This is a genomic window from Zooshikella ganghwensis (assembly GCF_018263875.1).
GTDB lineage: Bacteria > Pseudomonadota > Gammaproteobacteria > Pseudomonadales > Zooshikellaceae > Zooshikella > Zooshikella ganghwensis.
On sequence record NZ_JAEVHG010000016.1, the window covers coordinates 1 to 21,333 of the forward strand.

The following is a 21,333-nucleotide window of genomic DNA, read 5'->3' on the forward strand; positions in this document are numbered from 1 at the left end:
CAGTATCCTAATCCGTCATCGTAAGCACCCACACGAATTACTTGATCATTTGTTAAAGAACTTTGGTTAAGCGCTGGTCTCAACCAAGGCCGGCTATTCTACTGCCTCGCCTTGTTTTGTCAAGCTGCGTGTTGAATTTTATTTCAACCTCAATCACAACCCAACTCGCCTCTCAGCGGCCGCGCATTCTAGCGCGTTCGATAACCTTGTCAACCCCCTCTTTTTTGTCATCCTATTGAACGACGTTTGACGCACATCAAAAGAGACTTACTCACCATCTATATTCGGTGAAACCCTCTGGGCGTCGGGGACTTGAAAAGCGTTACCGCTGAAGTGAGGGCGCATTATAAGGAGCTCACCTGAAAGGTCAACTCCTTTCTGCTGGTAATTTATAAGTATAAATACTAAAGCTTATCAAGCAAGAAACTCTGTGAAGTTTCTAAGGCATTTTTTTCATAGCAATATACTGTTGATAATTCAAAGTAACTAATAAAAAAACACCCTAGCAATAAAGCTTTTAGCAAAGATAATGTGTATCGCTATAAACCAAACTAACTCAGCAGGCACACTCAAATAAGTGATACTTCTTCTTACCCATACGCATAATAAAGAAGCGGCCATACAAGGCATACCTCTCAGAGAAGACTTCTTCAGCTTTCATGTTGTCTTCCATTGTCAGAGGACGACCGTTAACCAGAATAGCTTTTCGTCCTAACGCATCTTTAACCGGCTTGCCTGAGCTAGCAAGCTCACCCTCTACACACAACTGGATAAGTGATTTGTCTTTAAGCTCTGCTTCATTAAGCAAAGTACAAGGAAGACCATCTTGCTTTAACTGTAATAAGTCGCTTTCTGATAATGCATCAAGCTCTCCACTGAAGAGTGCCTGACTGATTCGCTCAGCCGCTTTATATCCTTCATCACCATGCACTAGACGTGTAACTTCCCGAGCTAGTATTTTTTGAGCTTGCTTTGGGCCTTGAGCCTGACCATCTTCCAACTCAATTTGCACAATGTTTTCTACTGGCAGAAACGTGAAATACTTTAAAAAGCGGTATACATCAGCATCAGCTGTATTTATCCAAAACTGATAAAATGCATAAGGCGATGTTCTATTTGCATCCAGCCAAACTGTGCCAGCCTCAGTTTTACCAAACTTAGTGCCATCTGATTTAGTAATCAAAGGTAGTGTCAGACCATAAACCTGCGCATTATGCAGGCGGCGTGCTAAATCAATACCACCCGTGATGTTACCCCACTGGTCACTACCACCAATCTGCACGGAACAACCATACTGCTTGTAAAGTTCAGCGAAGTCGTATGACTGCAGCAGCATGTATGAAAACTCAGTGTAAGAAATACCTTCCCCTTCACGTTGAATACGTTGCTTAACAGATTCTTTGTTAATCATCATATTCACGGCAAAATGCTTCCCAACATCTCGTAAGAATGTCAGAACATCAAGCTGCTTTGTCCATTCATAGTTATTAACCACAAGCGCTTGTGCAGCCCCACTATCAAAATCTATAAATCTTGAAACTTGCTGACGAATTTTTTCAGTCCATTCTTGAATAATTTCAGGTGTATTGAGCTTACGTTCAGCCGCCTTAAAACTAGGGTCACCAATCATACCTGTAGCCCCACCCACCAAAGCGACAGGTTTGTGCCCAGCAAGCTGGAAACGACGTAAAGCTAAAAGAGGAACCAAACTACCAATGTGTAAACTGTCAGCAGTAGGATCAAAGCCACAATAGACAGTTCGGGACTGCTCATTTAAGTGAGCATGTAATTGATCCTCAGCCGTCATCTGAGCGATCAGCTGTCTATTTGTTAAATCATCAATCAGTGGATTTTGATCCGCAGACATTGTTCAACCCTATATTCCGTCTTGCCTGATAATAAAGCGACTAATTTTAATGGCCCTAGGCGCATAAAGCCATAGCCTTAACCAATGTTCAGTATTTCAACTTAGCTAATGTTGAAAACTACTCATTGAGTAAGATCACTCAAGACAAATACCATATCAATTAATAAACGTTTCATTATGTATTAAGAAGAAATAAACGACTCATTACTCCACAATACATTATTAGTAGTACCTAATAAGTCACTTGGCCTATCAAACACGAAAGGTGTGTCTCATCTTAAGTCTACTCGTCAGATAAATAATGCAGTTTATGAAAAAAATATGACAACCATGAAAAGTCGACAAACGGTTTTTTTTAGCACTAAAGTCGCTTTAGTCTTCATTTTCAACAACTTAATGGAATTTTTTAGTAATTAAACGATCTACGTTGTATTAAGACTTTTTGATATAAGCTTTTTTCGACTACATCACATTTGAATATTTGTTTATACTTTGGGCATTTACACCTATCACTGAACAAGGCGCTGTAAGAACATCATGAAAAAAGCTGATTTAACAGTAACAGGAAAACAGCGATTTCCAAGACAGCATTTGGTGATTGCTGGCGCACTTGCCGTAGGGATAGGGTTTTCAATTGGCTTTCTTCCAGCAGATAAAACAGAATCATCCAACAATACTACTGTTTCCGCACAGCAAGCAGTTGATCAAACCGTTTCGGTAACTTCTGTTACAACACCTATATCTAAAGACTCAGGCGTTAACACTGGGCAAATAGCGACTGTACAAAAAACGGATGATGCATCTGTAAAACCTGCTTTGAAAACCCAAGTAGATACGGTAACTGAAGCCGATAAACCCATTCATGTAGACTTAGGTATTGATAACCCTGATGACGTGATGCTGCCAGTATCAGTATCCCAACCTTCCGCTTTAACAAACCCTAAACCAGAAGACACTATCCTCCAAAGCCAGCCTCACCCCAAACCAGCACATCAAATAGCCGATCAAACACAAGGCAGTTGGTTTACAATCAAAGTGAACGCAGGAGACACTTTATCTTCCATTTTCTCTCGCCATGGTTTAGGCGTATCTAAGCTTTACAGCCTGATTAATAGTGGTCCAGAAGGAAAATCATTAGCGAAAATCCGGCCAGGTCAGTCTTTAGAGGTATACTCATTCAATGGCAAACTAGAGAAAGTACGTTTTGTCCGTAATAAATTGGAAAGTATTTTATTTACGGCGACAGACAATGGCTATCGTGCAGAAAAAATAAAGCTCAAGCCCAATGTTCGTGCCAAAGTCGCTTCAGGCAAAATTAACCACTCCCTCTTTCTAGCTAGCCGGAAAGCAGGTTTATCTCATAAGATGACCATGCAATTAGCTAATATTTTTGCATGGGATGTCGACTTTGCTCTCGATATTCGTAAAGGGGATTCCTTCAAAGTTGTTTATGAAGAGAAATACCTTGATGGTGAAAAAATAGGTGATGGCAACATTCTCGCAGCAGAATTTAGCAATCGTGGCGAAACATTTACTGCGATTAATTATACTGACTCTGAAGGCGCAAACGACTTTTACTCTCCAGAAGGTCGTAGCATGCGCAAAGCCTTTATTCGGACACCTGTCGAGTTTTCACGTATAAGTTCTCGCTTTAGTCTAGGCCGCAAACACCCTGTTCTAAACCGTATTCGTGCACATAAAGGTGTTGACTATGCAGCCCCTCGGGGTACTCCAATTCGTGCTGCAGGGAATGGCAAGGTGGTATTTGCAGGGCGAAAAGGCGGTTATGGAAAAGTGGTTATTCTGCAGCATGGCGAACAATACAGTACACTTTATGCACATATGAATCGTATTGGTAAAGGCATTCGTGTTGGAACCAGAGTTCAGCAAGGTGATGTGATTGGTGCTGTTGGTGCTACTGGGCTAGCTACAGGACCACACTTACACTATGAGTTCCGTGTCAGTGGTGTACACAAAGATCCACTAAAAGTTAAACTGCCCAAGGCTATGCCGATTGCACGTAAAGAGCTAGCAAACTTTAAACAACAAGCCAAAAGTATGCTGTCATTGCTTAAAAATGCAGAAAATACGGCTATAGCACTGAAACAAGAGTAAATGGAATCCAACTTATATATTGGCTTAATGTCTGGAACTAGCTTGGACGGCCTTGATGCCGTCCTAGTTGACTTGACATCTTCACCAGGCAAACTTCTAAATTCAGCTCATCAACCTTATACCGACTCTCTTCGTCACCAACTACATACTCTTTGCCATGCAACACACTATGATGTGCACTTGCTAGCGCAAGCTGATTTAGACATTGCTTTACTCAGTATTCAACTCATTAAAGATTTACTCAGCAGCTCTAGTATCAATAGCTCAGAAATTAAAGCTGTCGGTAGCCATGGGCAAACTATACGGCACTATCCTCAGTTAGGCTTTACCCACCAAATAGGTGACCCGAATATTATTGTTGAATCTACAGGTATCACCACAGTTGCGGACTTTCGACGGAGAGATATTGCTGCAGGTGGAGAAGGTGCACCACTTGTTCCTGCCTATCATGCTTATGCTCTCAGTCACCCTGACACGACTCGCTATATAGTCAATATTGGCGGTATGGCAAATGTTACGGTGTTACCACCACTCACAAAATCTACCGAACTTGATGTCCGAGGTTTCGATACTGGTCCAGGAAATGTGCTATTAGATGAGTGGTGTACACAACACTTAGGCCTAAACTTTGATAAAGATGGGCAGTGGGCATTATCTGGCCAGTGCATTCCAGAACTTTTAGGCCACTTTTTGCAGGACGCTTACTTCCACATCCCTCCTCCCAAAAGCACTGGTCGGGAGCATTTCAATACTTCTTGGCTTAATCAATACTTACGTGATTATTCAAAATATAGTGCTAATGATGTACAAACTACTCTCACTTATTTAACGGTCAAAAGTATTATTGGAGCAATCCAACAGTACGGTATAGGCCCTGGTGATATTTTTATTTGTGGTGGTGGTGCTTACAACAAATTTTTGCTAAATATTTTTTCCCAAGAATTACCTATCGGCTATCAAGCATATACAACAGATGAACAAGGTATCCCTGCTAATTGGTTGGAAGCCATTGCTTTTGCCTGGCTGGCAAAACAAACGCTAAATCATAAAACAGGAAACATCCCTAGCGTTACCAATGCTAAAGGACCTAGAGTATTAGGTGCGATTTATTATCCCTGAAGCCTATTGCCTTAGCAGTTAGGGAAGAATGACATTTATTTCACTTATCAAGCAAACATAACAAAAGAGAGCATAGGGTATGCTCTCTTTTGTTATGTACTGTTTAGAAGAGAGAAGCAAGTTACACTAAATTCTATATAGAGAAAGATGAACCACAACCACAGGTAGTCGCTGCGTTTGGATTATTGACCACAAATCGTGAGCCTTCCAGACCCTCTTGATAGTCAACTTCAGCACCAACCAGATACTGAAAACTCAAAGGGTCCACTACAAGCAGCACACCATCACGCTCAACCTGAGTATCATCATCAGCCATATCTTCTTCAAAGGTAAAACCATACTGAAAGCCTGAGCAACCACCGCCCGTCACAAAGACACGCAGTTTCAGTTGATCATTACCTTCCTCTTCAATTAAGTCTTTCACCTTAGCGGCTGCAGCAGCTGAAAAGTTGATGGCAACAGTTTCATTTGGGTCAAAAGTCTCAACGGTCATTTATGCTCCACATCCATCATTGCAACCCTGAATGAATATTATCCAAGTAACCAAGTGTTTCCGTCAACTTTTTCCTGACTTATTACAAGAAACATTTTCCAGACTGCAGCAAGTCAACTAGGCAATTTACCACACTAAGTCTCAGGACTTCCTTTACGATGCCCCTTCCGCTACAGCTTGAGCTTTTACCGTCAACGCTGCTACCGTTTTTTTCTTGACCTTATCATCTGCTTTTGGGCAATACTCAAGGCTACCATTCACCTGTGACCCTTTCACCATCTCTATCTGATTGTAATAGACGTTACCAGCTACAATAGCTTTTGAAGCCAACTCTAAATGGTCAGATGAGTAAAGATCTCCTGTCACAGTACCGTTAATGACAACATTAGGCGCTTTGATATCACCTTCAACAATGCCTTGATCAGCCAAGCGAACCAAGCCATCCTGCCCAGTGACATTACCCTTGACTCGTCCTTCTATTTGCAAAGCACCGGTAAACTGTATATCCCCAAACAGAACAGTGCCTTTAGATATTAGTGTTATGTTTTCGCCATGCTTATCAATGCTTGTACTTTTTCTTTTATTACCCTTGCCCCACATTTAACTGGGCCTCCTTCTTCCACATAAATTTCTTTTCTACCCGTTTGGCGTTAGCGCCTGTTTTACGTGCTTCTACCAATACATACTCAGGCTCAAACCCTTCAGGTAAATCCATGATGCCGAAATGGCCATCCGGGCCGGGTATTTCCTGGTAGTATACAAAACCAAGCTTGATGTCTTTTGATTCTACATTTTTTGAAATTTCACTTAGTGGTATTTCTTGATGAATACCAGCTTTCTTACCAATAATAGTCACACTGGCAAAACCATTAAGCTTGTTGTGACGTTTAGCTATTTGAGTAAGCCTTAACTTATACCGAAACTGACGTGGGTTGTCCGTAGCCTTCAGCTCGAACTTTTGTATACTCAAGCCCTTAGCTTGATCCGTTGGCTGCATGATGCTTTTTAAAAAGCTCACTTCCTGCTCTAGCTCAAGGTTTTCTGCCTGTAACTTGCGTAAATGCTGGCGAATACTTTCATTAGTATGCTGGTCTATTTGTCGACTCCGCTCCATTACCGCAAGCTTCTGCGTCAAATCAGCTATTTTATCATCCTGATCATCAATTAAATCTTTCAACTGTCCTGTTTCATATTCCACCGCATATTTAGCCTCAACACCCACAAACTGTCCGATGTAAAAACTTGCAGCCCCAACAGCCAATAGTATTAACCAATATAATAAATGCGCCAGTAGTCGTCTGACAGGATGGTATGGAACAACTACCAAACGTTCTTGTTTGCTTCCTTTTACCGCAGTCATAATCTCTCCTGCAATCTAGGGCAGTACTGCCGTTACCTGTAAGCCCAATTGCTCTGGAAACCCGAGCATGATATTCATATTTTGAACTGCCTGACCTGCAGCCCCTTTAACCAAATTATCTATAACCGATAACACCACTACAGTGTCTTTCTGAAGTGGTTGATGAACCGCTATACGACAAAGATTACTGCCTTTAACACTTCTTGTTTCAGGGTGGCTGCTGGCAGGCATCACGTCAACAAAAGGCTCATGTATATAGTGTTGCTCAAACAGTTCTTGCAAGTTTGTCCCAGCTACTGACAACTTACCATAGCATGTGGCATGAATACCCCGAATCATGGGTGTCAAGTGAGGTACAAATGTCAAAGCAACTTGTTGTATATCAACCTGACCCGCTTGAGCTAACCCTTGTACAATTTCAGGCAAGTGCCGGTGCCCAGCAACACCATAGGCTTTAAAGTTCTCGCTGGTCTCACAAAGTAAAGTGCCTACGTTTGCTCCACGCCCTGCACCACTCACCCCAGACTTGGTATCTGCGATCAATGACTGCAAATCAACTAACTTATGCTTGATAAGTGGAAGCAAAGCCAATTGAACCGCTGTTGGATAACAGCCAGGGTTTGCAACCAACTGAGCCTCTTGAATAAGCTGGCGATTAACTTCAGGAAGCCCGTACACGGCAAAATCAAGTAACTCTGGGCAATGGTGAGGTTGTCCATACCACTCAGCCCACTGATTTGCGTCATGCAGCCGAAAGTCAGCAGCCAAGTCAATCACCCGTACTCCTTGAGCCAATAGACCTGGTACTTGCTTCATTGCCACACCGTTTGGAGTCGCGAAAAAAACCAAATCACAGTCAGCCAAAGGTGCATCATCTGGACGATCAAAGCGTAATGATGTTATTCCACGTAAATTAGGATAGAGTTCAGCGACTTCTCGCCCCTGCTCTGCTCGAGAAGTGATAGTAACAACCTCTGCTTCTGGATGAGCTAACAATAAACGTAATAACTCAGCACCGGTATATCCAGTCCCACCCACAATACCAATTCTTTTCACACCAACCTCTATTTGCACAAGCTAAAGTAAACCATATCCTTGAGAAAATGTATTTTAGCATTAATCAATAAATTATCCTGAAGGTATTCAATTAGTATACAACGAAGAAAACTCTCATGTAGTCATTCAAAGTAAATGACGAACACGATAATATACCCGTTAATAATCTAAATAGGGGCACTAATTTATTAGACACTTAGCTTAAAAAAAGATGATTGCCACTGCACAGTGCCTACTTTCAGTACGCCGAGTAAATTACCTAACTATCATCATATACATTAAAGGCAACATTGATCGATAACGCTAAGGAAAGCGCTCATTAAAATTAAGGAAATACGCATAACCACTATGAGCATTTTGATTTTCTGCTAGAACAAATCAGGCGCTACAATAATCGCCCCAGCGTCTGATAAACACTTGAGTGAAGTATACGCAAAACGTTTTAGACACTTTATGCGTTACTTGCTTAACCTGCGATTAACGCATTTATTCAATATACTCTTGGTTAACTATGTTAAAGGATAGATTTCGTTTACCTACACTGGAACGCTTCCGACATCAAGTTGCAGATGTCAATGCTTTGCCTCAGCTTGCAATTTTAGGTTTTTTCTCTGGTTTATTTTCCGGCATGGTCGTTATTCTGTTTCGTCATGCCGTTGAGTTACCTTTACAACACATATTGCCCAATTTTGATGACGAAAACTTTGAAGGCCTGACTTTAGTCGAACGCATAGGATTACCACTTTTTGTTGGTATGCTAATTTTAATCACCCTTTATAGAGTAAAACCCAAATATCTACGTGTAGGTATTACCCATGTGATCGAGCGGCTCAGTTATCATCAAGGCCATTTACCTATTAAAAATATGCTGGTTCAATTTTTTGGTGGCAGTCTTGCTATTATTTCTGGACAACCTGTTGGACGCGAAGGCCCTGCCGTGCACCTTGGTGCAGCATGTAGTAGTTTGCTGGGCCAGTGGTTAAAGTTACCAAACAACAGTATTCGTACACTGGTAGGCTGTGGTGCTGCAGGTGCTATTTCTGCAGCATTTAACACGCCTATTGCAGGCGTCATTTTCGCTATGGAAGTGATTATGATGGAGTATACTATTGCCGGATTTACACCTGTTATTCTAGCTGCAGTCACAGCAGCTGTACTTTCTGAAATGGTGTATGGCATGGCACCTGCGTTCAGTGTTCCTCCCATGTTTCTCGCCTCACTTTGGGAACTGCCTCTGGTGGTCATCGTTGGAATTCTGGCGGGAATACTAGCCGCATGTTTCACTCATTTAGTTCAATTAAGCTGTAAGCTTCGCACTCGACCACTTTGGCAACGCATTATACTTGCTAGCTTATTAACCGCTATTTCTGGGGCGATCCTTCCTGAAATTATGGGGGTTGGCTATGATACCGTGAATATGACACTGTCAGGTATTATCCCCCTGCAATTACTTTGCTTTCTGGTTATTGGCAAGTTACTCGTGAGCGGCACAATCTGTGGCCTGGGACTACCAGGTGGACTTATAGGGCCAGTACTGTTTATAGGCGCATCGCTTGGTGGAGCACTAGGTATTGCAGGTGCATATTTAACAGACTCTTCTGGCTCACCTAGTGGTTTCTATGCCATGCTGGGTATGGGGGCAATGATGGGCGCTGTGCTACAAGCGCCATTGGCTGCACTTATGGCAGTACTAGAGCTGACGCAAAATCCACATATCATTTTACCCGCCATGCTGGTCATTGTTGTTGCAAGTATGACCAGCAAATACTTTTTTAAAAAACCTTCAGTGTTTTTAACTCAGTTACAAGCGCAAGGCTTGAACTTTCGAAATGATCCTTTATCTCAAGCACTTCAGCGTACAGGTGTGTCATCAATTATGGAACGACAGTTTGTGCGTTTGGCACGCCACTGCACCTACGAAGAGGCTAGTCAGGCACTCACAACGAATCCAATCTGGATTGTCATTGATACCAATAAACCAGAGGCTATTTTACTGGCTGCAGACTTAGCCCGATATCTTGGGCAAACTCAAGAGGAAGCTAACGATGAATCTGAGAGTGACACTATAGATTTACTGGCACTACCTGGTGAGCGTAAAGATATTACTCCTCTCTATATTCAGGCCACATTGCATGAAGCATTAGAGAAACTCGATCAAACACAAGTTGAAGCCCTGTACATTACCAGTGTGAGGGCACCAATGATTAATAGAATAAATGGTATTATCACACGTAAAGCAATCGAACGATTCTATCAATTCAAACACTGATTTTTCACCAATGCTTAAGGGAGTATTATGCTCTGGATTAAAGCTTTACATCTAATTGCTATGGTGTGTTGGTTTGCAGGATTATTTTATCTACCAAGACTGTTTGTTTATCATGCTATGGCTGAAGATACAACAAGTCAAACCTATTTTAAAACGATGGAACGAAAATTATATCGTGGCATTACTACGCCAGCAATGATTGCAACCTTAGTATTTGGAGTATGGCTATTAAGTTATAACTGGCAAGCCTACCTAAAAATGGGATGGATTCATGCAAAGCTTTCATTAATTGTATTACTGGTAATTTACCACTTTATTTGTGGATATTTTGTCAAGCTATTTCAAAATAACGCAAACAAACGTAACCATACTTACTACCGTATTTTTAACGAAATACCTGTATTTTTACTATTAGGTATTATTATACTTGCCGTTGTTCGCCCTTTTTAAATACAAAATATGCGCTTTAAAAAGCGCATATTTTGTACTTGATACTTACAACTGTTCTAATGCTTGTTCAGCATCTTTCATATCAGGATTGATAGACAATGCTTGTAGTAAAAAATACTTTGCCTTCTCTAAATTTTTCAAATCACGGTAAAGAATACCTGCTTGATAGTTAATATTTGCATCCCCTGACTGTTCCGACACATATTCCTTAATTAAGTTAAGTGCTTCAGGTATTTTACCTTGTGCATGATAAATCCATGCTAGTAACTGCCGATATTTCTTATTTTCAGGATCAAGCATCACTGCTGTACGTCCCCACTCTGATGTACGGTCTATAGAAACCAATTGTTTCTGGCTAAGCCCCAAACTAGCTAAATGAAAATAAATTTCAGAATTTTCAGGGTTTTCTTCCTGCAACGATTGGTAAGCCGTCAATGCTTTTTGATACTGACCACTAAGAAAGTAAACTCTTGCTATTTTTAGTTTTGCCAACAAATTACTACTATTATCTTCTTCTACATTTTCGTAGGCTTTCAAGGCGTTATTCCAATCTCTTTGTAATAAGTAGCTATCTCCCTGCAAAATAAAAGCGCTAGAGTATTTGGGAAATTTACTCAGCAATGTTTTTGTACGGTTAATGGCTTCTACAAAATGGCCCTGTAAATAGGCACTTTGCGCCAATGCCCAAAATGGTTCAATTCGATCTGGAGATAGTTGGTTGGATCTAAGTAGACTTTTCTCAGCTTCATCATACTTTTCAAGCCTTAGTAACGCTGCCCCAAGTGCAAAATGTGCCCCCCCATGACTGGGAAAAAGTGCAATTGCACGCTTGTAATAATCAACAGCTAATCCAGGCTTATTGAACACATTCATATATAAGTCACCCACATCAATCTGAGCAACAAATAATGTAGGATCTAGCTTTTCTGCAATAAGTAAGTGACGCAAAGCTTGCTGGTGTTTTTGTTGTAAAGAGAAACTCCTAGCGATAGCAGCATGTAGTCTTGCGTTTTTAGGGTAATTATCTACTCCTTTGCTGAGCAGTTCATGCATTTCAGTATGTTTTTTTTGATGCAGATATACTTCAGCTAACAAAATGTAGTAGTTAACATTCTCAGGGAAATTCTCATAAAGTCGCTCAATAACAACCTTCGCCTGAGTATATTGCTTATTTTGCAATAACTGTTTTGCTTCATTAATGAGTTGCTGTTGACTAAATGAATAGGGATGACTATATGGCAACGTTTTGATCGTTGACGAAACAACATGTGGTGACAAGATACTTATTACCAGCCACAACGGTAAGTGTTTTAGTCTCATTACATTTCCCTTAGCCAGTGAGTTATACAGTTAACTTTTCTAACTAAAAGGGCATGTTTTAGGCCAGACAGTATATTTTTTTACAATTCAGATAGTTAGCATTTAATATAAAAACCTAAAAATGCCAACTGTAAAAAACATAAACATTACTGCTACATATTTATTAACAAAACAATACAACTATTACCACTAACTAAAACGCCAATAAAAAATTAATATTAAAAATAAAAATAGATGCCTAAAAGGCATCTATTTTTATTCAGCAAAGTAGTTTAACAACTATTAGTTACGGCGACGACGGAATAAACCTAATCCTAAACATCCCAATGCTAGAACACCTAAGCTACCAGGCTCTGGTGTAGGAATAGGATCTGGTGTTGGATCAGGGAAAATAATATCACCACCAACTTCAGAGAAAGCAAAGAAAAATACAGGTGAATCAACATTTGGAACAGACTCACCTAAAATATCATCAAAAATACTAGAGTAGCCAAGCGAAACCACTTCTGCACCAATTTCACCTAAAACAAATATTGCTTCAGCCTCATCCTCACCTGCACCATAAAAGATATCAAATGTTACCGTCTCACCATCAGCCAAATCTCCAAAGCCAAATACAAACCCAGCCCCATGATCATCAGGACCACACTTAACGAAATCAGTATCAACACCACAAGGACCGATATCAGTTAAAGGAATTAATGTTGGATCAGGTACTGCAAAACCATTATCACTGGTACTTAAAACATTGGCAGCATCTGATCCTAAAATAGTAACAAATTCAGAGAATTCAGTAGGAGGCACATCCCAATCCATCGCTCGCATATATCGTGTATCCATTAAGTCCATACCAGTCGTGTTTGCAATCGTTACAGCAACACGAAACGCATTTTCAGGCGCGCCTTCAAAAGGCATAAACTCATGAGTTACCATCACTCCTGGCATATCTGTCAAATGCACTACAGATGTCGCTGTAGTGGGATCTGAAACAAAACTATCGACTGTAAGATTAGATATACCCCCACTATCAACACTAGCATACCCAACATGAGTGCCTCCATTTTCAACAGAAACACCCCAACCTTCACACAAACAACCAGGTGATGTGGCATCACCAACAGGGATATAAGTTAACCCTGTTGAACCTGTATTAATTGTAACCCCCATTATATCAGCTACATTCAAATGGGCTTCATCATTAACGCCCAGAACAATGTCTCCAGAAACAAGCTGCGCATCAGCAAGCACCCATGACGACAATGTAAAAGAAGATATCGCACAAAGCGCCAGTGATAAATTTTTCAATCTCATATTTTGCTCCCCAGCAAGTGTTATTTAGAAAGACACTTGCTGCAGAGCACGAACTAGACCAACCCATAAAAACCTAAATAAAACAATACATTAACCATTTTTCTTCAACCATTAAAAAATGTCATGTAAACCCAATAAACATTCAATTATTCTGTTGAAGTTTCGACAAACTCCCAACCATGATCAGTATAAATCCACGCAGACCCGTTTTGTTGGCTAAATCGAAAAATAACTACTCCATTCTTTGAGTCAGTAACACTTAATTTATAACTAGCAAAGTCATAGTTATTTTTTTTCCCCGTTTCTTTTAATGACTTCCAAGCTATACCATTAAAAGCCCAGCTATCGCCTGAATAGGTATCCAGCTTAATTGTAATCGGGTTCTGGGCTGTTTCCTGAAACGTGTAAATATCAAACCGATTACTCATAAGTTCTTCGGCTACACAAAAGACAGGCAGCATATACATAATCATCAAATACACGTATTTTTTATTTAACATTATCGCAACAACCTATTTTTCTTGTAGAAATCGACAGCGACCAAATAAACCAAGTCCTATGAGTTATTCATCCTATATTTATAGAAGCTATGATATCACTGGATATTTTTCTATTATTAGAACTATAGATTATTGTTCCTAACTTCAACTAGGGGCATTACAACTATGATTGCTACAACTATACCCAATACGAATGGTTTTTAGGTGCGGCCATCGAGTGGCGAAGCCCCATGAGCCTATATTAATAGGTGATTGGGGTGAGGCGTGAAGATAACAAAACCTAGAAATCATTCGTGAAGGGTATATCTATACTATTCTTGATTTTACAGGAACTGACCACATGGACTGTAATACAGATCTGATGATGTCATTTATGCAAACATCACATATCTCGAAAAACTCACCTCAATTTATTCAAGCTACAGAAACACTACAACTTTTTGACTTAACCCAGTTAGACCTTGACAACCTGCCAAATACAACAGAAATAAGAGTATCTAAGCTAATAAAAAATATATGGTATTTATGCTTTAGTTTACTTTGCTTTATTTTTATTGCGAGTTTAATGGGCTTTTTACCGAGTTGGCTGGGGGGCGTTATAGGCGCCTTCGCATTTTTACTTGCCATTACCTACTCAGATGAAATATTACCCCATTTTAGTGGCGCAACTCACTACCAACGACTTATTAACCAATATAAAAAAGAGATAGACCGAGCAAAACTATACATTATGAATTATGAGAAAGAGCATGGATACATCCACTTTTTGTTTCCTCTTTTAGAGTTTGAATCAAAGCTCAGAACCCCTATAAATTTAAAGCTTTTATCTCTTTCTCGCTCAAAGAAAATAATGGGTTATTTAAACTCTGCTGAACAAATAACTCATTACAAAAACTTTATCCACGAAGCCCAGTCAGCATTAATCAAAATGCATAACCAACAAATACCCATGGAGCAAAACAATGAAGGACAAGAAAAAAGCACGATAACCAATGAAAAGCACCATGAAGAAGGCCAACTCTCAGATGCAAGTTAACCTTCATTGAGGATTTTATTAATAATACGACTATTTTAGGATATACAGGTAAGCACTTACTGAGCCTGAACCGTCCTGCTCTCCGCCCAGTTCCGTAACATTGCTATATCTTCCGCCATTACTACAGAAAGAGGGCTTGTTGATTGAATATTTTTTTCCAGATGTGACTGTTGAAGCAGTTCATCACTCGCCTTGGCTGAGTAAAGTGCTCCCACAATAACTTGCTCAATTTCTGAACCCGAAAAACCATTTGTAAGCTCCACTAAAGTATCTAAGTCATAAGACTCTGATTCAATACTACGCTTATTAAAATGAATGCCGAAAATTTCTCGACGTACTTCAGCATCGGGTAAATCAACAAAGAAAATCTCGTCCAAGCGCCCTTTCCGAATCAGCTCTGGTGGTAATTGTGTTATATCATTTGAAGTTGCGACGACAAATACCGCTTTTTTGCGCTCAGCCATCCATGTTAATAATGTGCCTAGTATGCGCTTTGAGGTGCCATCATCACTCCGCCCTACAGCTATGCCTTTTTCAATTTCATCCATCCATAACACACAGGGTGACATCACATCAGCAAGTTTTAGGGCCTCTCTAATATTGCGCTCAGTCTCACCAATATATTTATTATAAAGCGCTCCAAAATCCATCTTCAGCAAGGGAATTCCCCACATCCCCGCTACAGCTTTTGCAGCCAAACTTTTACCTCCCCCCTGAACACCCAGCAACATCACGCCTTTGGGTACGTCCTGCTGCTCTGATGGCTGTAGAAATGCTGTTCTTCGTTGGCTTAACCAGGCTTTAAATGCACTTAACCCACCGACCTCAGAAAAATGCGCAGTTTCATACTCAAAACTCAAAACACCTTCCATATCCATCAGCGAAAACTTTGCCTTATTCACTTCCGGCAAATCATCAACCGTAATTGCACCATCATCAAAAATTGCACCTCTCGTCAGCTGTCGTGCCTCATTTAAACTCAAACCGCGCAGGTTACTGACCAGTTTATCCAGCGTCTTACTATCGGTTTTGACTCTTCGTCCAAGATTCTTTTTAGACCAGTTGTTAGCTTCCTCTCTTACCATAGCTAATAGCTGCTCATCTGTTGGTAGTGATAGCTCAAAGTGAGCACCAAGCCGCTTTAACTCGGGGGGTAAGTCTAATGCATGACTTAAAAGCACGACAGTATGCCGTAGTTGAGAGTGCTGTAGCGCTATATCTTTTAATAAACGGATATTTCGGTGCTCATTTGGTTGAAGAAAAGGGTGGAAGTCACACAGCACAAAAAGGCTAGGAACTGTTTCTTTTTTGATATGGGCTAAAACATCATCAGGCTCAGTGATTGCTTCATTATCAGAGCCATGTCCAAATCCCAGCCGGTTTAACCCCTCTGTTACACTCCAGGTAAACAGCACTAAGCCACGATTCATTGCTAAACGAGTCATCATCTCAAGCACACGAAGCTCGTCGTATGACTCTATAACGATAATGGGCGTACCTGCATCAATGACTAAGCCAAGATCGTGGATATCGTTTTTCAATGTCTGCTCCAAAACACCCTTTTCAATCAAACTGTTGTTTGACTCTTCAGTGTAGGTTAACGTTTATTTCTGAAATTTAATTTAGGACAAAAGGATTAAGTCTGTGTCTTGTATTTTTTGTAAAATTATCAATCGTGAGCTTGATGCTCAGATTGTTTATGAGGATGAGCTAACACTGGCTTTTCGTGATATAGCCCCTGCAGCTCCCCATCACTTGCTCGTAATCCCCAAAGCCCATATCAGTAGCATCAATGAAGCAGATAATACACATCAAGCACTACTTGGCCATATGCTTTTGGTAGCTAAACGTTTAGCACAGGATGAGAATATTGCTGAAAAAGGTTATCGGCTGGTGATGAACTGTAACAGTCAAGGAGGACAAACTGTTTTTCATATCCATCTTCATGTAATAGGTGGGAGAAATATGCATTGGCCTCCTGGTTAGCCCCCCATGTTAGGAAAAAAGTGACTAACGAATAACTACATTACTTGAAACCAAGATTAAACAATTAACCCCAGCAGTAAAAAAAGTTCCGCTGGGGTAATGATTAGTACAAAGCATGTAAATAAGTGTTTACTTACCTTTAGAAATAGGCGGGTGATAAATCATCTGGACAGTCGTACCGTCAGGGTCAAGACAATAAAAGCTTCTGGCACCATCACGGTGAGTACGAGGCTCAGATAACATCACAATATTTTGCTTACGAAGAAATTCATACCATACATCAACTTGTTCTATTTCATCGATAATAAAACCGATATGATCGAGCCTTTGTTGTGATTTATCAATTTCAGTATGGCGCTTATGAAGCGCAAGATTATCATTACCTGATGTTAAAAAAACATTTTCACTATCAGGTCGCCACTCAACTATCATACCCAATAAATTGACATAAAAATGTTCACATGCAGCCAAATCTTTAACGAACAACGCAACGTGACGTAAACCTGCAGTTTTTTTTGGTTTTTCTAATAATGTAGTCATACATTATTCCTGTTCACATACCTTATAATCATGACTTATTTCAACGCCCGCTCGTCCTAACATAATTGATACGGAGCAATATTTTTCTGCAGACAAATTTACTGCACGCTCAATATGTGATTCTTTAAGATTTTTCCCCGTTACAACAAAATGCAAATGTATTTTTTTAAATGTAGCTGGAACTGTATCTACCCGTTCAGCACTAATTTCCACATAACAGTCACTAACTTGCTGACGCGCCTTCTTTAAAATAGAAATCACATCAATTGAAGAACACCCTCCCATCCCTAACAGCAACATCTCCATTGGACGAATACCAAGCTCACGCCCACCGTCATCAGGAGAGCCTTCCATCACTACTGTATGACCAGTACCAGACTCTCCAAGAAACATAGCATTTTCAATCCATTTAACACGTGCTTGCATAATTATTACTCAACGAGCTATCTTGTATAGTTAATAACGAGAGATGAAGACTAACATAGTTTTTGAATCCTTATTATTTTATTGCGAATGTTTTCACGTTTAAATTAGCTGTCTGACTCTAAAAAAATGGACAGGCATCATAGTTTAAGCACTTAACCAATTGACTAGCTAGAATAAAGGGAATTTTAGGGTCATAATGAAAACTAAAAATAATAGGATGTTATTAACATAAGTTGTTGGACCCTGTTTATGGTTGCTATTACTACACCTACACCCAAAATTAAAGACTTAGACAAATTTTTGTCTCTATGTCATCGTCGCCGTTATAGTGCTAAAAGCACAATTATTTATGCCGGCGACAGCAGCGACTCCCTTTACTATATTGTGAAGGGTTCAGTCACAATTTTAATCGAAGATGATGATGGTCGCGATATCATTATCGCTTATCTGAATGCTGGAGACTTCTTTGGCGAGATGGGATTATTCCTTGACGATGAAGAAGGTTCTCGTAGCGCTTGGGTAAGAGCAAAAACTGAATGTGAAGTAGCTGAAATTAGCTACAGCAAATTCAAAGAGTTTTGTGAAGAAGACCCTGAAATTCTCTTTGCACTTGGTAAGCAAATGGCTAACCGCCTGCGCAATACAACCCGCAAAGTTGGTGACCTCGCATTCCTAGATGTTACTGGTCGCGTTGCTCGCACACTACTTGACCTGTGTAAAGAGCCAGATGCTATGACCCACCCTGATGGCATGCAAATTAAAATCACCCGTCAGGAAATTGGTCGAATCGTTGGCTGTTCAAGAGAAATGGTTGGACGTGTATTGAAAACATTGGAAGAGCAAGGGCTAGTATCCGTTAAAGGAAAAACAATGGTGGTATTTGGAACTCGTTAATACCCCAACCCGTTTTATAGATAGGCGTTCAACAAGAAAGGCGAATTTAATTCGCCTTTTTTGTTTTCATTATTTTATAAATAGCCATCAAATAAAGCAGCTAACTCTTTACCTGGATTTTGCTGACGCATAAAGGCTTCCCCCACTAGAAATGTCCAAACATTATTAGCGGTCATCTTTTCAACATCAGCTGATGTTAAAATTCCACTCTCAGTAACCACAATCTTGCTTTCTGGTATAGCAGGCAACAACCGCAGCGTTGTATCTAGAGAAACATCAAATGTATGCAGATCACGATTATTAATACCTAGCAGAGGTGTTGGTAAATCCAAGGCCATTTCCAACTCTGCTTCATTATGTACTTCAACTAAAACATCCAAGCCTAACTCAATGGCTTCATGCGAAAAATCAACAAGCTGTTGATGCGATAATGCTGCTGCGATCAACAAAATACAGTCAGCGCCTATGTATCTAGACTCTATAACCTGATAAGCATCAATAATAAAATCCTTACGCAACACAGGAATCTTACATGCCTCACGAGCCTGCTTCAGATAAACCTCATCCCCTTGAAAAAAATCTTTATCTGTAAGCACTGACAAACAGGTAGCACCATATTGCTGATAGTCAGCAGCATGCTCAGCAGGCCGAAAGTCCTCACGAATCACTCCCTTACTAGGGGAAGCCTTCTTAATTTCTGCAATAATCGCTGCTTTTTTCTTGCTCAACTGCAGCTCGATCGCTGAAGCAAATCCCCTTGCCTCAGGCAAATCAACTATTTTAGCCTGCAGCGTAGACAATGAAACAGATTGTTTGCGCAAGCTGACTTCTTCTTGCTTTCGTTGCAAAATTCTTTTAAGTACTGTTGGAGTATTCATTAAGACAGCTTCTTTAATCGTTGTTATTCATCCACTTGAGTGGCATATCGTGTGAAACTTGCTAGTTCACTGATTTTTTCTTTGGCCAAGCCACTGGCAACTGCATCTTGCGCCATCGCCACGCCCTGCTCAATATTGCTTGCCAAACCAGTTACATAAATTGCTGCACCAGCATTGAGTGCAATCATATCAGCTGCTTTAGCTGCACTTTCACTGGTTTGTTTACCCAGTGCATCACGAATTAACTCTATACTGTTTTCAGCTGAGTCCACTTTAAGCCCTGACAGTGACTGCCTTTTAATAGAAAATTGCTCTGGGCTTAACCTATACTCATGAATCTCGCCATTTTTTAGCTCAGCTACCCAGGTGTCTGCAGCAATACTTACCTCATCCAGACCATCTTCAGCATGTACCACCATAACATGCTCTGAGCCTAACCTTTGCAAAACAGTCGCCACAGGTTTAACCCACTGTCGAGCAAACACCCCCATCACCTGTCGCTTCACAGCCGCTGGATTAACTAAAGGGCCTACCAGATTAAACAGTGTTCTTACTCCAAGCTCTTTCCTAGGGCCAACTGCGTACTTCATTGCGCTGTGGTGGGCTGGCGCAAACATAAAGCCAACACCAACATGCTCAATTGATCGAGCAACTTGATCTGGGGTTAAGTCCAATTTAATCCCAGCTGCTTCAAGAACATCAGCACTACCTGTCTTACTTGAAACAGAGCGATTTCCATGCTTAGCAACATGCCCACCAACAGCCGCGACTACAAATGCTGCGGCTGTTGAAACATTAAATATGTTTGAACCATCTCCACCAGTCCCACAAGTATCAATGAGGTCTGGGAGATCAAGATGGACAGGCTGAACAAGCGAGCGCATGACTTCTGCTGCACCCACCAGTTCATCAACACTTTCGCCTTTCATTCTCAAACCAACAAGCAAACCCGAAATTTGTGCATCTGTTGCCTGTCCTGTCATCACCTCTGTCATGACTTTGTGCATCTGCTGGGTCGTTAAGTCATGCCCATCAACCACATGTGCTATGGCTTGTTTTATATTCATTGACACTCCCCCCTCTACTTAGCAGCTTTGCCGCAAAAAGTTAGCCAGTAAATCATGCCCCTGCTCTGTTAAAATCGACTCAGGGTGAAATTGTACCCCTTCGACAGCCAGAGACTTATGCCTGATCCCCATTATTTCATCCACAGAGCCATCAGCTAACTCAGTCCATGCAGTAACCTCAAAGCAGTCAGGAAGTGTTGACTGCTCCAACACAAGCGAATGATAGCGTGTTGCCTGTAACGGATTCTGCAAACCAGAAAAAACGCCAAGAGAGTTGTGCTTAACAGGAGATGTCTTGCCATGCATGACTTCTTTAGCTCTTACTACTCGACCCCCAAAGACTTGACCAATACTCTGATGACCAAGACATACCCCTAAAATTGGGATTTTTCCTGCAAATGCTTCAATAACAGCAAGTGAAATACCTGCCTCATTCGGCGTACAAGGACCTGGTGAAATAACTATATGAGAAGGCGAAAGCGCTTGAATCTTAGCAAGATCAATTTCGTCGTTGCGGTGCACTTCAACATCTGCATTCAATTCAGCTAGATACTGAACAATGTTGTAAGTAAAGGAATCGTAATTATCAATCATTAATAACATGGCTACCTCCAGAGGAAAAATACCAAGCAGAGTGCTTTGGAGT

21 protein-coding genes are annotated in these 21,333 nt (G+C 40.7%); 7 read left to right on the top strand and 14 right to left on the bottom strand.

Annotated features, from left to right (window positions below):
- Window positions 1–556: 556 nt before the first annotated feature.
- Window positions 557–1,867, bottom strand: coding sequence for a tyrosine--tRNA ligase (gene tyrS, locus KHS79_RS19015; protein ID WP_212721045.1), 1,311 nt, complete (start codon window positions 1,865–1,867; stop codon window positions 557–559).
- A 537-nt stretch (window positions 1,868–2,404) separates the two neighbouring features.
- On the opposite strand from tyrS, the gene KHS79_RS19020 reads away from it, so the two are divergent.
- Both KHS79_RS19020 and KHS79_RS19025 read left to right on the top strand, forming a co-directional pair.
- Window positions 2,405–3,982, top strand: coding sequence for an OapA family protein (locus KHS79_RS19020; RefSeq protein ID WP_212721046.1), 1,578 nt, complete (start codon window positions 2,405–2,407; stop codon window positions 3,980–3,982).
- The gene (locus KHS79_RS19025; RefSeq protein ID WP_212721047.1) at window positions 3,983–5,101 is read left to right on the top strand and encodes an anhydro-N-acetylmuramic acid kinase; all 1,119 of its coding nucleotides are present in this window, start codon (window positions 3,983–3,985) and stop codon (window positions 5,099–5,101) included.
- Between the two features lie 133 nt (window positions 5,102–5,234).
- Here KHS79_RS19025 and erpA read toward each other — a convergent pair whose 3' ends face one another.
- The 4 genes from erpA to argC all read right to left on the bottom strand — a co-directional run bounded on the left by erpA (window position 5,235) and on the right by argC (window position 8,010).
- Window positions 5,235–5,594, bottom strand: a complete 360-nt coding sequence (erpA, locus tag KHS79_RS19030; RefSeq protein ID WP_027709297.1) for an iron-sulfur cluster insertion protein ErpA — start codon at window positions 5,592–5,594, stop codon at window positions 5,235–5,237.
- Window positions 5,595–5,747: 153 nt separating this feature from the next.
- On the bottom strand, window positions 5,748–6,194 hold the full coding sequence (locus KHS79_RS19035) for a bactofilin family protein (RefSeq protein WP_027709296.1): 447 nt from the start codon (window positions 6,192–6,194) through the stop codon (window positions 5,748–5,750).
- Entirely contained in the window at window positions 6,178–6,954 is a 777-nt protein-coding gene (locus KHS79_RS19040) for a DUF6776 family protein (RefSeq protein WP_027709295.1), read from the bottom strand. The genes KHS79_RS19035 and KHS79_RS19040 overlap by 17 nt, the downstream gene beginning before the upstream one ends.
- A gap of 15 nt (window positions 6,955–6,969) precedes the next feature.
- The gene (gene argC, locus KHS79_RS19045) at window positions 6,970–8,010 is read right to left on the bottom strand and encodes an N-acetyl-gamma-glutamyl-phosphate reductase (protein WP_212721048.1); all 1,041 of its coding nucleotides are present in this window, start codon (window positions 8,008–8,010) and stop codon (window positions 6,970–6,972) included.
- A gap of 511 nt (window positions 8,011–8,521) precedes the next feature.
- Here argC and KHS79_RS19050 point away from each other — a divergent pair.
- Both KHS79_RS19050 and hemJ read left to right on the top strand, forming a co-directional pair.
- Complete coding sequence (locus tag KHS79_RS19050; protein ID WP_212721049.1) at window positions 8,522–10,279, top strand: chloride channel protein; 1,758 nt, start codon at window positions 8,522–8,524, stop codon at window positions 10,277–10,279.
- 27 nt (window positions 10,280–10,306) lie between these two features.
- Complete coding sequence (gene hemJ / locus KHS79_RS19055) at window positions 10,307–10,729, top strand: protoporphyrinogen oxidase HemJ (protein WP_212721053.1); 423 nt, start codon at window positions 10,307–10,309, stop codon at window positions 10,727–10,729.
- A gap of 45 nt (window positions 10,730–10,774) precedes the next feature.
- Here the strand turns inward: hemJ and KHS79_RS19060 are convergent, their stop codons facing one another.
- The 3 genes from KHS79_RS19060 to KHS79_RS19070 form a co-directional block, all read right to left on the bottom strand.
- Complete coding sequence (locus KHS79_RS19060) at window positions 10,775–12,049, bottom strand: tetratricopeptide repeat protein (protein ID WP_212721059.1); 1,275 nt, start codon at window positions 12,047–12,049, stop codon at window positions 10,775–10,777.
- A 282-nt stretch (window positions 12,050–12,331) separates the two neighbouring features.
- The gene (locus tag KHS79_RS19065) at window positions 12,332–13,360 is read right to left on the bottom strand and encodes a PEP-CTERM sorting domain-containing protein (RefSeq protein ID WP_212721060.1); all 1,029 of its coding nucleotides are present in this window, start codon (window positions 13,358–13,360) and stop codon (window positions 12,332–12,334) included.
- 146 nt (window positions 13,361–13,506) lie between these two features.
- The gene (locus KHS79_RS19070) at window positions 13,507–13,860 is read right to left on the bottom strand and encodes a hypothetical protein (RefSeq protein ID WP_212721061.1); all 354 of its coding nucleotides are present in this window, start codon (window positions 13,858–13,860) and stop codon (window positions 13,507–13,509) included.
- 340 nt (window positions 13,861–14,200) lie between these two features.
- Between KHS79_RS19070 and KHS79_RS19075 the strand changes: the two genes are divergently transcribed.
- Window positions 14,201–14,896: a hypothetical protein gene (locus tag KHS79_RS19075; RefSeq protein WP_212721062.1), complete on the top strand. Its 696-nt coding sequence runs from the start codon at window positions 14,201–14,203 to the stop codon at window positions 14,894–14,896.
- Between the two features lie 56 nt (window positions 14,897–14,952).
- On the opposite strand, the gene KHS79_RS19080 is transcribed toward KHS79_RS19075, so the two are convergent.
- On the bottom strand, window positions 14,953–16,437 hold the full coding sequence (locus KHS79_RS19080; protein ID WP_233468505.1) for an AAA family ATPase: 1,485 nt from the start codon (window positions 16,435–16,437) through the stop codon (window positions 14,953–14,955).
- A 103-nt stretch (window positions 16,438–16,540) separates the two neighbouring features.
- Here KHS79_RS19080 and KHS79_RS19085 point away from each other — a divergent pair, with 103 nt between their 5' ends.
- Window positions 16,541–16,882: a histidine triad nucleotide-binding protein gene (locus KHS79_RS19085; RefSeq protein ID WP_212721063.1), complete on the top strand. Its 342-nt coding sequence runs from the start codon at window positions 16,541–16,543 to the stop codon at window positions 16,880–16,882.
- A 129-nt stretch (window positions 16,883–17,011) separates the two neighbouring features.
- Here the strand turns inward: KHS79_RS19085 and KHS79_RS19090 are convergent, their stop codons facing one another.
- Both KHS79_RS19090 and KHS79_RS19095 read right to left on the bottom strand, forming a co-directional pair.
- On the bottom strand, window positions 17,012–17,422 hold the full coding sequence (locus KHS79_RS19090; RefSeq protein ID WP_027709774.1) for a VOC family protein: 411 nt from the start codon (window positions 17,420–17,422) through the stop codon (window positions 17,012–17,014).
- Window positions 17,423–17,425: 3 nt separating this feature from the next.
- Complete coding sequence (locus KHS79_RS19095) at window positions 17,426–17,848, bottom strand: OsmC family protein (protein WP_212721065.1); 423 nt, start codon at window positions 17,846–17,848, stop codon at window positions 17,426–17,428.
- 249 nt (window positions 17,849–18,097) lie between these two features.
- Between KHS79_RS19095 and crp the strand changes: the two genes are divergently transcribed.
- Window positions 18,098–18,742, top strand: coding sequence for a cAMP-activated global transcriptional regulator CRP (gene crp / locus KHS79_RS19100; protein WP_027709772.1), 645 nt, complete (start codon window positions 18,098–18,100; stop codon window positions 18,740–18,742).
- 74 nt (window positions 18,743–18,816) lie between these two features.
- On the opposite strand, the gene trpC is transcribed toward crp, so the two are convergent.
- Genes trpC through KHS79_RS19115 form a run of 3 tightly spaced genes read right to left on the bottom strand, consistent with a single transcriptional unit; the run spans window position 18,817 to window position 21,290 of the window.
- On the bottom strand, window positions 18,817–19,620 hold the full coding sequence (gene trpC / locus KHS79_RS19105; RefSeq protein ID WP_212721067.1) for an indole-3-glycerol phosphate synthase TrpC: 804 nt from the start codon (window positions 19,618–19,620) through the stop codon (window positions 18,817–18,819).
- Window positions 19,621–19,643: 23 nt separating this feature from the next.
- A complete protein-coding gene (trpD, locus tag KHS79_RS19110) occupies window positions 19,644–20,687 on the bottom strand; it encodes an anthranilate phosphoribosyltransferase (protein ID WP_212721069.1) in 1,044 nt (347 codons plus the stop codon).
- An 18-nt stretch (window positions 20,688–20,705) separates the two neighbouring features.
- Window positions 20,706–21,290: an aminodeoxychorismate/anthranilate synthase component II gene (locus KHS79_RS19115; RefSeq protein ID WP_027709769.1), complete on the bottom strand. Its 585-nt coding sequence runs from the start codon at window positions 21,288–21,290 to the stop codon at window positions 20,706–20,708.
- Window positions 21,291–21,333: the final 43 nt, after the last annotated feature.